The organism is Paenibacillus sp. FSL H7-0943 (assembly GCF_037963265.1).
In the GTDB taxonomy this organism is placed as follows: Bacteria; Bacillota; Bacilli; order Paenibacillales; family Paenibacillaceae; genus Paenibacillus_AQ; species Paenibacillus_AQ odorifer.
In genome coordinates, this window is record NZ_CP150148.1 from 2,423,502 (window position 1) to 2,434,659 (window position 11,158).

Sequence of the window (11,158 nt, forward strand, 5' to 3'; positions counted from 1 at the left end):
ATGATTCCATTTCGCTTTCTGCATACTGCTGATTTACATCTGGATAGCCGTTTTGCCGGGCTGGCGCATATTTCGCCAGCCATTCGTGCTTATTTACGTGAGTCTACCTTTGCCGCCCTCGGGCGGCTTGTCCGCGTTGCGATCCAAGAGAATGTTGATTTTATTGTTATTAGTGGAGATGTGTATGATGTTTCAGATGCATCATTACAGGGACAGCTGCGATTTCAGGAAGCGCTCAAAGAACTCGGTGAGCACGGGATTCACGTGTTCCTGATTCATGGCAACCACGATCCGCTTGACGGACTGCGTCTGACAACGGAAATGCCAAAGCATGTTACCGTATTTGGCGGAGAGAAGCCAGATCACGCTACAGCTTGCCGCCGTATAGATGGCCAAGAAGTTGCCATCGTTAGTGGAATCTCTTATCCAACGGCGAAAGTGACGAACAACACAGCTGTAACCTTTTCTCGTAAACCTGGCAGCCGCCTGTTTCATATTGCGATGCTGCATGGCAATGTAGACGGTGATTTGCTGCATGAGACCTATTCTCCTTGCAGTCGCAGGGACCTTATCGAACGGGGGTTTGATTATTGGGCGCTTGGACATATTCATAAACGTAGTGTACTGCATGAGAAGCCTGTGATTGTATATCCAGGCAATATACAAGGGCGCAGCATTAAGGAAACCGGAGCTAAAGGTTGTTATATTGTGGATGTAGATGAGGCTGGAAGATCCACTCTGCAATTTCATGAACTGGATTTCGTTCGCTGGCAGGTTAGAGACTTATCTATAGAAGGATTAAGCAATGAAGCAGAATGGATACAGAAAGTGGAGCAGGTTATTGAAGACATCCGCGCGGAGCTCCCGGAGCTCATGTCGGTGGTCAGATTTCGTCTGATTGGGCGAGGGGACGTACATAAAGTATTGGCTGAAAAAGGGGCAGCAGAGGATTTGCTGTCTGAACTCCAGCGACGTGAGGCGATTAGGGCTGAGCGTAAAGATTATAAAGGGCTTGTCTGGACGGAAGGGTTCGCTATAGAGTCCGGTTTGGCTATTGATCGCCAACGCTTATTGGAAGAGGATAGTTTTCTTGGAGAAATGCTGCGCATTGCAGAGCATACGGAACATTCCCCGGAAGCGCTCGAAGAACTATTAAATAGTGCGCTTAAACCGCTATTGGAGAATCAGGAGCTGCGAAAGCTGTTGTCTATGACTAGTCAAGAAGAGAAATTGAGCTGGCTACGTGCTGCAGCAGAGCAGGGAATCACGATGCTTGGCGGGATGGATGATACTGTTGAAGCGGCGGAAAGTCTTTCGTATCAACAAGCCGGAGGGCAAAACGATGAGAATTGAACATTTGCATATCAATGGCTTCGGGCGTCTTCACAATCGAGAGATTCATTTAACGCAGGGAGTGACCGTACTTTATGGGCGTAATGAAGCAGGAAAAAGTACGACACTGCAATTCATACGCTCTATGCTGTTTGGAATTCCAAGCCGTGGAAATCCCTTGGAAAGGTATGAACCTATGCAAGGCGGATTGCATGGGGGAACCTTGAAGCTACGTGACAGTAATGATGGTTTGTGGACCATTCGCCGTTTTGCTTCAGGTGCTGAGGGATCAGGAAGAAATGAAAAGCTGAACATTACAGTAAATCATCCAAATGAAATGACTCAAGAGCTGGGACAAGCTGAAATGGAACGACATTTACTTGGGGGGATCTCTAGGAGTATGTTCCAGCAATTGTTCGCAGTTTCACTGGACGAGCTGCAGGAGCTTGCTGCCCTTCAATCTGAGGAGATGAGCAGCTTTCTTTTTCATGCAGGTATGGGCGGTGGCGGTGCAATCATGCGTGCGGAACGCCGTTTGGTGCAGGAAGCTGAGAAGCTGTACAAACCTCGTGGCAAGCTGCAAGAAGCAGCAAAAGTTGTGCAAGCCATAGAAAAGCTTGAGCGACAAATGGTTGAGAGCCGTTCTTATCTTCCGCGATATAACGATAATATAGTGGCATTGAGGGTAACGGAGTCGGAGCTAGATGAATTGGAGCAACAGCGCAAGCTCACTGGAGAGCAGCTAGTGATGTTTCGAAAAGCACAGGAAGTCCGTGAGCTGTGGTTAAAGTGGAGCGAGGCTCAGCTAGAGCTGCAAGGATTGCCATTGATTTCAGCCTTTCCTGAAGAAGGAGCAACTCGCTTTCAGGCGTTTGAAGGAGAAATTCGGAATGCACAGGGATCAGTAGTACGTTATGAACGTCTTCTAAGCGAGCTTACTATTGAACTGGCAAAGAACCCTCCAGATGAAGTATTAGCAGCGCAGGGGCCTGTTTTAGAGCGGCTGGACCGGCATCGGAGCAGTTACGAGAACCGTAGAACGGAAAGACAGCGGCTTGAGGGAGAGTTAACGGCGCTGAATGAGCATTTGCGGCGAATTCTGCGCGGCATTGATGTGAGCTGGGGCCCTGCAGAGCTGACTTCATTCTCTGGGACAGCGGCGGATCGTGAAGCTGCACGGAAGTTTGCGGCGGCGTTCGCTAGTTATGACCGCCGCATGGAGGCGGAGGGTGCAACGCGGCAGTCGTTGCGATCCCGTTTGGCCGCTGCCTCAGCGTCGCTCCAAGCAGCAGAACGGGCGCTGGCGCGTGAGCACGCTACCGGCGCGGAAGCTTTTGCGCAGCTGGCTCCGCGCAGCGCCCGTGAAGTGCTGCAGCTATGGGACGAGCTGCAGCAGGCGGCCGAACGCTGGCGCGAAGCGCAGCTCAGCGAAGGGCCAGCGCGCGGCGCCGGAAGTGACGGTCTTGGCGCGAAGCGCATGGCCGCGCTCTACCGGCGCCTGCTGTGGGCTGGGGCAGCACTAATCGTGCTGCTGCCCGCAGCGCTGTGGCTGACCGGTGCTCCGCCGGCCAGCGCCGTGCTTGCGATCGGCCTGCTGGGCGCGGCCGATCTGGCCCTTTGGGCCGGCTTGCGCGGAGCGCGCCGGCCGGAAGCGTCCCCGCCAGAGCATGGCGGGGACGTCAGCGCAGCCGCAGCCGAGATGCTGCGGCTGCGGGGGCAGCTGCTCTCCGGAGCGGAGCCGGAGAGCGTTGTGCCGGGGCGGCGGACGGCCGCCCCGGGGTCCAGCCCTGACGCAGGCGGGCTGGAGGCCTCCATGAGGGAGCTTCGCAGGCTCATGGAGGCTTGGTCAGCTTGGCGGCAGCGCATCGAACGCTATGCCGCCGAGCGTGATACCTGCCGCACGGAGCTGGAGACGCTGGCAGGCCAAGAGAAGCTGCTCGCTGAAGAAATGCACCGGGCGGAGGCGGCATTCACGGAAACGGCTGAGCAATATGAAGGATGGCTTTGCCAACGCAGGTTGCCTGAAGGATTATCTCCTGAAGGGCTGCCGGATATTTTTGCTATGGTTGAACAAGGGAATGAGCTGCTGCGCCAAGAGAATAAACTCTCCTTACGATTGAAGGAGCTGGAAGCAGAATGTAACGTGTTTGAGGAGGAGCTGCTCGCTCTTATTTATGAGTCGGGTGCTGATCTTGGCGACGAGTCTGGTGTAGCGGCAGCTGGCTTTGAAATAGATCCGCAAGAGGGGAAACGAGTATCTGCATTAACCTTACTAAGCTGGCTGGAACTGCGAAAAAGAGCATGGGATGATCTGAAAAAGGACTTGATTCGCCGGGAAACTATGCAGTCAAGATTGCAGGATGTGGATGAAGAACTCAAGGAGAGCCACAGGATATTAGGTGAGCTGAGAGAACAGCGTGAGCTTCTGATACAGGAAGGCGGGGCGACTGGTGGAGAGGATTTCTTACGCAGGTCAGCAGCTGTGCAGCGGCGCAGTGATCTGAATAAATCGATTCGCCAGTGGGAGCTTGCTATGTTCGGTGGTTGGGAGGAAGAACGGGTTACTGCTCTGCTGGAATTATTAAATCATCATGATGCGGAAGCATTGCAGCTGGAGCGGTCATTGGCTGAAGAGTTAATGGAACGGCAGGAAGAGGGTTGGAACAGCCTGCTGGAGCAACGAGGTAAGCTGCTTCAGGAAAGGGAGTATTTGAAGGAGCGCTGCGTGGAGGATTCTGTTATTCAGCAACTGGAAGAGCAGAGAGCAGCCTTGCGGATCGTGGCTGATAAATACGCAGTGGCAGCGATAACTGCCGAACTAATCGGGCGAACTCGCCGTGTGTATGAGCAGGAGAAGCAGCCACAGGTATTACTGCTTGCCTCAGATTATTTCTCCAAGCTGACAGAAGGGGAATATAAAAGGGTTGTTATGACACTAGGGCATAAAGAGCTGAAAGCTGAACACAAGAATGGGGGATTACTAGACAGCGGACTGCTCAGCCGAGGGACGGCAGAACAGCTGTATCTTGCCATCCGGCTGGCATTGGCAGAGACCATGTCACGGCAAGTATCGCTGCCGCTGTTATTCGATGATCTCTTCGTTAACTTTGATGAGTCTCGTCTTCATGCTGCACTTGGACTTCTTGGAGAACTGTCGATCTCCCGCCAGATTGTGATGATGACCTGTCACAAGCATGTGGCGGAAGCGGCAGCACGTATGATTCCTACAGCAGCGGTTATTTCCGTGTAGTTCGGGTGATTGGTTTTACGGATACGATACTGTTCCCCTTCTCCTTTGAGTTCGATGAAGTATTACTACCTGGTGGAGAGGACCATGGTGTTCGTAGCAGTTTGACAGCCCAGACCAGTGATAAACCTCCGAAGATTGGGTAGAACACGGAGAGCAGTGAACTAAAGCCGAACTGGCTCAGTAAATAGCAGACCAACATCAGAAGTGGTGTAATCAATGCGGTTGATAGGGGAAGCCGTTGCTTAAGCTGTACAGCTACTCCATAAATATCGGCGACGAAAGTGCTGAAGATCTCCAAAAAGATCAGCAGCAGATATATAGTTTGCACTACAGTACCCAACCGGACGGCGATGCTGCCCATCGGAATTTCAAACTTGAGAATCCCTGGCATCTGTGAGCTCATTGCGAAATGTGCGGCAATCAACATAAAACCAATCCCGGTACCCCCAATAATACCGCCCCATACAAGGGATTTTTCTTCCTCTGTGTGACGAGCCATAGGGACTAAAACAGCTTGTGCCATCCCTAAATTAAAGGCGGTGTAGAGCAGCGGTGACATCCATGCCCCAAAGAGAGAGCGATCGTTATCAAGGAACAGGAACCGTCCAGCTCCCGGAATTTGAAAAGTATTAAAAATAATGATAAGTGACAGAGTAAGCATTAAAGGAACTACAATACTGTTCATTTGCAGAATACCGGAAATTCCTCGTTTTAGCAGAAAGTATGAACCAAGCAATGTGATAATTAGTCCAGTCTGATAATGAAGTCCGAGATGCTCCTGAAAAATAGCGCCGGCCCCTGCAAGCATAATACTGTTTACTCCGATCAGGACGACCATCGTGAACAAACTGATGGTGCTTCCGACCTGTTCCCCGAAGAGGTGACGGTTAAAGTCCTCATAGGATTCCGCTTCTATTCGCCGAGCAATGACCATCATTTTTGTACCCAGCCATATGAACAATATAGTTGAGAGCAGGATGGTCAGGACTGCCCAGTGCCCGTAACGTGTGAAGAATTTTAATATTTCCTGCCCGGTGGCGAATCCGGCTCCTACAATGGTGCCAATATAAGTGAAAGCGATCTGTAATGTTCGGACATGTGATTTCATGGCTCCCCTCCTAATAGTTTTACGAAGCTAAAGAAAAATCATAATGAGTGCTATGCAGGATAACCTTGTGTACTCTGTATAGTACAGGTTATGATGAGGATCAGTAGGACATGACTTCCGTCGTAATTGCTTTATGATCAGTGATTAATTTGTACGGAATGTCTGCGATTATAAAGGGTATTGGAGGTTCAAAGTCATGGAAGTGTTGAAACAGCGGATTTTGGAAGAAGGTGTCGTCGTTTCGGATGAGGTGCTGAAGCTGGATGCACTGCTAAATCATCAGGTTGATCCACAGCTTACGATGGAAATGGGACGGGAGTTTGCCGGGAGGTTTGCGGACTCAGGAATTACACGTATTGTGACCGTTGAATCCTCGGGCATTGCCGTGGCATTTGCCACCGCGTATGAATTAAAGGTGCCGCTAGTTTTTGCACGCCGCAAAAAAACACTGTTAGCTGATCCGGATGCGCTTTGCGAAAGAGTTCCGTCTTTTACAAAAGGTATCGTTACCGATATTATGTTGTCTCGCCAGTTCATCTCTCCAGAGGATAAAATCCTCTTTATTGATGATATTATTGCCAATGGTGATGCAGCGCGTGGCTTGATTAAGATCATTCAACGTTCTGGCGCTGAGCTAGTTGGTCTTGGTGTTGTAGTAGAAAAAAGCTTTCAGGCAGGGGCTCGGACGATCAGAGAGCAAGGCATTCGTCTGGAGTCACTCGTAAGAATCACCTCTCTAAATGGAGGCACCATCGAATTTGGGGAATAACCTAATTGGCAATAAGAACAGGCCTATTTTTTAAACAACTGCTTTTCACCCTATGGATTTTCCTTTATAATAAAAATTAGACATAGGGAGGAGGCGTCACAATGGGGAAAGAACCGGTGACTGAACAATTTTTTATTGATAAATTAACCGAGGCCAAGGATCATTTCGAGCGTGCGCTGGATTGCAAACACACGGAATTCGACGATCTGTATCCCTATATGATTGAACATCCTCAGTTTTTTTGGTACAAACGCTATGTAGCCTGGTCAGAGCTTCTGACAATCAAAGGTTTGTGCGAAGAGTTATCCTTCCCGTGGAGGGAGAAATTCACAACTAACCAAGTGGAGTATCTGGAGCAACGTGTGATGTCCGCTAAAGTTCTTGACTTCTGGTTTGAGAAGAATGAAGCGCTGATATAAGAATGCTTTAGTAGACATGCAAGTCGTTAATTGCCTACATGAGACCCAGATGATTTATCATTTGGGTCTTTTTTCTGAGACTAAATAGGACAAGCTATGACAGGAGGGATTAATGATGATTAGCGATGAGCAATTGGATGCCTATCGGATTTCCGGTGAGAAAATTCGTGTAGTGCGTGATGGCTTGGAAAGTAACGATGTAAAAGGGATAGTTCTTGCTTGGGATGATTCTCAGGTGATGATACGTCGTCAGAATAGACGAGTAGTGAAGTTGGATCGCAATTATATATTCCAGCCATTTAGTGAACCAAGACAAGATCCGGATAATATATAATCTTCACAGTAATAATTTCCGCAGTAATAATCTTCATAATACAAAACAGCTCTCGCCCTACTGGGCGGGAGCTGTTTCTGTAATGTCATTTGGGACTATATAGTTAGAGCTAATTCAGACGCATTCTCTTCTCTGGAGAGTATGGAGAGTTCTGTGGACAGTCCAAGATACGCGCGCATGCGCAGCATCATTTCTCTACGGAAGCCTGGCCATAATATATTCATCTCTCCTTGAAATCCTCTGCAGGAATATAAGGCTTCGACTCCTCGCTGATCTTGGCGAACGGTAGTAATCTTCAAATCATGGGAGCTCAGCTCGCGCGTAACCTCTTGAAGCATTAGTGACGTCTTCTTAGTGGCACCAGATACGAGCTCCATATATAGCTGAGGGGTCTTAAACAGGCCGCTTCTACTGATTACACGGCAGTCACGTTCGAAAACTTTATGAATAAACGTTAGCAGCAAATAGCTTCTGACCAAGGACAGTTCTTCTTTAGTTACTTCTTCATCAATAATGGATGTGTTTAGCTTAGTAGTCGCCATTATAAATCACCTCATTTATATTATGCGAACTTTTGTTCTCATTATACCTTATATTCGGCAACAAAAGCAATAATTATCCATAAATTAATGAATGATAAGAAAACGACGAAAATATATTGACGTGGAATTCTCAGCGTGGTATGATCTATCTTGTGACCGCAATAAGCGAGTCATTATAATACGCGGTCATGGCGGAATTGGCAGACGCGCTGGCTTCAGGTGCCAGTGGTAGCAATATCGTGGAGGTTCGAGTCCTCTTGACCGCATAGCTAAAAGGATTATAGAACTGCTCTAGTAGCAGTTCTATAATCCTTTTTTTATGTTTTTCAGCAGACGGTAGTGCGAAAGAGGAAGGTATCCTAAGAACCATCACCTGAGGCTAACGGACCCAGATGAAGCTATTTGCTCATTTATCGCCTTTTGAACGTAGTATCGGACCCCAGTGCAGCTATTGCATGGAAAAAGGATCACAATTGGCGTTTTTTATACCAATAGCGACTGTGGGGTCCGATAGGAATCCAAATCTGCCCTAATGGTACGAATAAGGTCAACGTGGTCCGATAGGAATCTAAATGTGCTCTAAAGCTGCGAATAAAGTCAGTTGGTCCGATAGCGTCTCTCCACGCGCAGATTGGAGAAATACTAATTTTTATTTTGCTTCTAAGCTATTCGCCCCGCGGAGTCGTCATCATCACCTGAGGCTAACGGACCCAGATGAAGCTATTTGCTCATTTATCGCCTTTTGAGCGTAGTATCGGACCCCAGTGCAGCTATTGCATGGAAAAAGGAACGAATTAGGCATTTTTTATACCAATAGCGACTGTAGGGTCCGATAGGAATCCAAATGTGCTCTAAAACCACGAATAAGGTCAGCTGGGTCCGATAGAATCCAAATGTGCTCTAAAACCACGAAAAAGGTCAGCTGGCTCGATAAAATCCAAATGTGCTCTAAAGCCACGAATAAGGTCAGCTGGATCCGATAGAATCCAAAATGCTCTAAAACCACGAATAAGGTCAGCGGAGTCCGATAGAGCCTTCGGACGCGCTGATTAGCGAAATACTAATCTGTGTTTTGACCCGTCGATATCTGCAATAGCGACACTGTGTTTGCTTCTAAGCTACTCGCCCCGCAAAATCCGATAGTACCATCGCACGCGCAACTATGCTCGAATCCAATAAAGTTTGTTGTCTAGATCAAAGTCTAAGACACGAAAGAAAACAGGTGCACCCGGCATGGCTTTTGGGACACACCTGTTTTTTTATAGGATAATGAATTACACTGTTGCTCTACGCAGCATCAAAAACGATAAAAGAGCGTATACAACTGTCAAAGGCATGGACCACAAAGCAAGTTCAAATGCGGTATATCCAGCAAACCAGTTGAAGAGGTCTACCCACCACTGATTATAGGTCATTAATAATACACCGAGACTGCACAGGATAAACATAGCCCCTGAGAAAATGAACAAACCGCTTCGGCCAAATCTCCGGAAGATGCTGGATATCATTAGCCCCAGAAAAAACATATTAAGAAAGAGCACAAAATACATCCACAGCTGTTCCATGGCATTACCATCATTTAAAAAGGGCAAATGAAAATAATGTAGTTCCAAACCCCAGCCACCCGTAAGCTTGCTTTCAATGATTGCGAGCAGGTAGAGGAGAATTGAGTAGGTGGCGCTAGTTATAATAGCCATTAAGGAAGTGCCTATGAAATAATCCGTTCTTCGTTGGCTTAAGCCCAGAGCAAAAGGGAAGGTCTGCACCAAAATGAGTATACCGGTGATTAACATATAAATGAAGATGGAGACGAGACCGCCGGTATAGATTGGTTCTTGGATGAAAGAAGCGACGATGACATTTACCAAGAAGCTGGATAACAAGATTACCCAAGGCATATACAACCATAACCACTTATCTCTGAAATGCATTTTTATCATGCCTGCCGTAGGATTCATTACACGGTCACTTCCTTTCCTAGAGTTTTTTTATTTGTGAGATGAACGATTAATTGCTGTAAAGATACAGGTGAGATCTCTAAGCCTAACTTTTCAGCATGTGCGTGATCTTTCGCGTTGAAACCGATAATGGTGGCCGTAAGCAATCCGCCAAAAGACTCGCGGGAAATGACTTGTTTGCCGGCGATAAAATCTTCGATCTTCGCTGTCGCGCCGATTACCGTAACAGCTTGCCCGCGAAGGGCTTCAGCATCTTCGTTAATAATTAGCTTGCCGTTGTCGATGACGATAACATGCTCTAAAAGCTGACTTACCTCATCGATCAAATGGGTGGACAAAACAACTGTGCGTGGATTTTCAGCATAATCTTCAATTAGGCGATCGTAAAACAGGCTTCTAGCTACAGCATCAAGTCCTAAATAGGGTTCGTCAAAAATGGTAAGCGGGGCACGGCTGGCTAGACCTACTACAATTCCTACAGCCGAGAGCATACCTCGGGATAGCTTTTTTATTCTTCTTTTTAATGGCAGATTGAAATCCTTGATTAAAGAGTGAGCATATTCCCGATCAAAGTTTGGAAAAAATAATTCGGATACCTCCAGTACATCGATGATTCGGTACGTGTCCGGATACCTTTGGCTTTCCTTAATGAAGCAAATCTGCCTGAGAACCCGGTTATTCTCGTACGGATGTTCACCAAATACGTTCAGGACACCACTTGTGGGGAAAAGCTGAGCTGTGATCATATGCATTATTGTGGTTTTTCCTGCACCGTTTCTGCCGAGAAGCCCGTATATCTTGTTTTTCTCCAAAGAAAAACTGAGTTCATGGATGGCAGTGACATTTCCGTATGACTTAGTCAATCCTTTGATTTCAACAACTTCATTCATGACTTGTTGTCTCCCCTCTGAATCATAATTGTTAATTGATCCAACGTAATTCCTAATTTTTCAGCTTCACGGATCATGGTTACTACATACTGTTCATAAAATTGTTCTTTTCTCTTCTCCATCAATACTGCACGCGCTCCAGATGCCACAAACATACCGATTCCTCGTTTTTTGTACAATATCCCTTGATCCACAAGCAAATTCACACCTTTCGCAGCTGTAGCCGGATTGATCTGGTAGAAAACAGCAAACTGATTTGTCGAAGGAACTTGTGATTCCTCCAGCAGTGTTTCTTCGATGATGTCATTTTCTATTCGTTCGGCGATCTGCATAAATATCGGTCGTGTATCATCCATTAAGTTTCCCATGTATTCACCGCCAACTTCATTGGTTAGTTAGTTATGTAATTAACCATATATGCAACGAAGTTAATTGTCAATATTTTTAATTATTTTGGGCTGTATCCACATAAATAAAGGCTGCCCAGAATGCTCTGGATAGCCTTTTATTTGCACAACATATCTGCTATGATTTTGTCCTTGGTAAAAAAGAAGGG

The 11,158-nt window shown here is 47.2% G+C and carries 10 protein-coding genes and 1 tRNA gene; 6 read left to right on the top strand and 5 right to left on the bottom strand.

All coding sequences use genetic code 11. The annotated features are described in order from the left end of the window. Together NSQ55_RS10440 and NSQ55_RS10445 are read left to right on the top strand one after the other, a co-directional pair. Positions 1-1,353: a DNA repair exonuclease gene (locus NSQ55_RS10440; protein ID WP_339173042.1), complete on the top strand. Its 1,353-nt coding sequence runs from the start codon at positions 1-3 to the stop codon at positions 1,351-1,353. Beyond that, positions 1,343-4,582, top strand: a complete 3,240-nt coding sequence (locus NSQ55_RS10445; RefSeq protein WP_339173045.1) for an AAA family ATPase — start codon at positions 1,343-1,345, stop codon at positions 4,580-4,582. The genes NSQ55_RS10440 and NSQ55_RS10445 overlap by 11 nt, the downstream gene beginning before the upstream one ends. Here the strand turns inward: NSQ55_RS10445 and NSQ55_RS10450 are convergent. After that, a complete protein-coding gene (locus NSQ55_RS10450; protein WP_076191400.1) occupies positions 4,569-5,690 on the bottom strand; it encodes a hypothetical protein in 1,122 nt (373 codons plus the stop codon). The genes NSQ55_RS10445 and NSQ55_RS10450 overlap by 14 nt on opposite strands. Before the next feature lie 196 nt (positions 5,691-5,886). Between NSQ55_RS10450 and NSQ55_RS10455 the strand changes: the two genes are divergently transcribed. The 3 genes from NSQ55_RS10455 to NSQ55_RS10465 all read left to right on the top strand — a co-directional run bounded on the left by NSQ55_RS10455 (position 5,887) and on the right by NSQ55_RS10465 (position 7,212). Further along, a complete protein-coding gene (locus NSQ55_RS10455) occupies positions 5,887-6,459 on the top strand; it encodes a xanthine phosphoribosyltransferase (protein WP_038569895.1) in 573 nt (190 codons plus the stop codon). A 101-nt stretch (positions 6,460-6,560) separates the two neighbouring features. Continuing rightward, the gene (locus NSQ55_RS10460; RefSeq protein WP_036689410.1) at positions 6,561-6,878 is read left to right on the top strand and encodes a hypothetical protein; all 318 of its coding nucleotides are present in this window, start codon (positions 6,561-6,563) and stop codon (positions 6,876-6,878) included. Positions 6,879-6,993: 115 nt separating this feature from the next. Next, positions 6,994-7,212 carry a hypothetical protein gene (locus NSQ55_RS10465; protein ID WP_076186635.1) on the top strand — a complete coding sequence of 73 codons (219 nt, stop codon included), beginning with the start codon at positions 6,994-6,996 and terminating at the stop codon, positions 7,210-7,212. A 95-nt stretch (positions 7,213-7,307) separates the two neighbouring features. On the opposite strand, the gene NSQ55_RS10470 is transcribed toward NSQ55_RS10465, so the two are convergent. Continuing rightward, positions 7,308-7,754, bottom strand: a complete 447-nt coding sequence (locus tag NSQ55_RS10470; RefSeq protein ID WP_051491615.1) for a hypothetical protein — start codon at positions 7,752-7,754, stop codon at positions 7,308-7,310. Between the two features lie 182 nt (positions 7,755-7,936). Between NSQ55_RS10470 and NSQ55_RS10475 the strand changes: the two genes are divergently transcribed. Beyond that, positions 7,937-8,020, top strand: a tRNA-Leu gene (locus NSQ55_RS10475). Positions 8,021-9,028: 1,008 nt separating this feature from the next. Here NSQ55_RS10475 and NSQ55_RS10480 read toward each other — a convergent pair. From NSQ55_RS10480 to NSQ55_RS10490, 3 genes are read right to left on the bottom strand one after another with little or no spacing between them, the layout of a single operon-like run. Then, positions 9,029-9,712 (bottom strand): hypothetical protein, encoded by a 684-nt coding sequence (locus NSQ55_RS10480; protein ID WP_076186438.1) that lies wholly within the window; start codon positions 9,710-9,712, stop codon positions 9,029-9,031. Further along, positions 9,712-10,602: an ABC transporter ATP-binding protein gene (locus tag NSQ55_RS10485; protein ID WP_076301198.1), complete on the bottom strand. Its 891-nt coding sequence runs from the start codon at positions 10,600-10,602 to the stop codon at positions 9,712-9,714. The genes NSQ55_RS10480 and NSQ55_RS10485 overlap by 1 nt, the downstream gene beginning before the upstream one ends. Beyond that, complete coding sequence (locus NSQ55_RS10490; protein ID WP_036689422.1) at positions 10,599-10,970, bottom strand: GntR family transcriptional regulator; 372 nt, start codon at positions 10,968-10,970, stop codon at positions 10,599-10,601. Before NSQ55_RS10490 ends, NSQ55_RS10485 begins: the two co-directional genes overlap by 4 nt. Positions 10,971-11,158 lie beyond the last annotated feature (188 nt).

Excerpts from the sequence above, each read along its gene's own strand:
- NSQ55_RS10440 (WP_339173042.1), top strand. The coding sequence starts at position 1 with ATGATTCCATTTCGCTTTCTGCATACTGCTGATTTACATCTGGATAGC.
- NSQ55_RS10445 (WP_339173045.1), top strand. The coding sequence starts at position 1,343 with ATGAGAATTGAACATTTGCATATCAATGGCTTCGGGCGTCTTCACAAT.
- NSQ55_RS10450 (WP_076191400.1), bottom strand. The coding sequence starts at position 5,690 with ATGAAATCACATGTCCGAACATTACAGATCGCTTTCACTTATATTGGC.
- NSQ55_RS10455 (WP_038569895.1), top strand. The coding sequence starts at position 5,887 with ATGGAAGTGTTGAAACAGCGGATTTTGGAAGAAGGTGTCGTCGTTTCG.
- NSQ55_RS10460 (WP_036689410.1), top strand. The coding sequence starts at position 6,561 with ATGGGGAAAGAACCGGTGACTGAACAATTTTTTATTGATAAATTAACC.
- NSQ55_RS10465 (WP_076186635.1), top strand. The coding sequence starts at position 6,994 with ATGATTAGCGATGAGCAATTGGATGCCTATCGGATTTCCGGTGAGAAA.
- NSQ55_RS10470 (WP_051491615.1), bottom strand. The coding sequence starts at position 7,754 with ATGGCGACTACTAAGCTAAACACATCCATTATTGATGAAGAAGTAACT.
- NSQ55_RS10480 (WP_076186438.1), bottom strand. The coding sequence starts at position 9,712 with ATGAATCCTACGGCAGGCATGATAAAAATGCATTTCAGAGATAAGTGG.
- NSQ55_RS10485 (WP_076301198.1), bottom strand. The coding sequence starts at position 10,602 with ATGAATGAAGTTGTTGAAATCAAAGGATTGACTAAGTCATACGGAAAT.
- NSQ55_RS10490 (WP_036689422.1), bottom strand. The coding sequence starts at position 10,970 with ATGGGAAACTTAATGGATGATACACGACCGATATTTATGCAGATCGCC.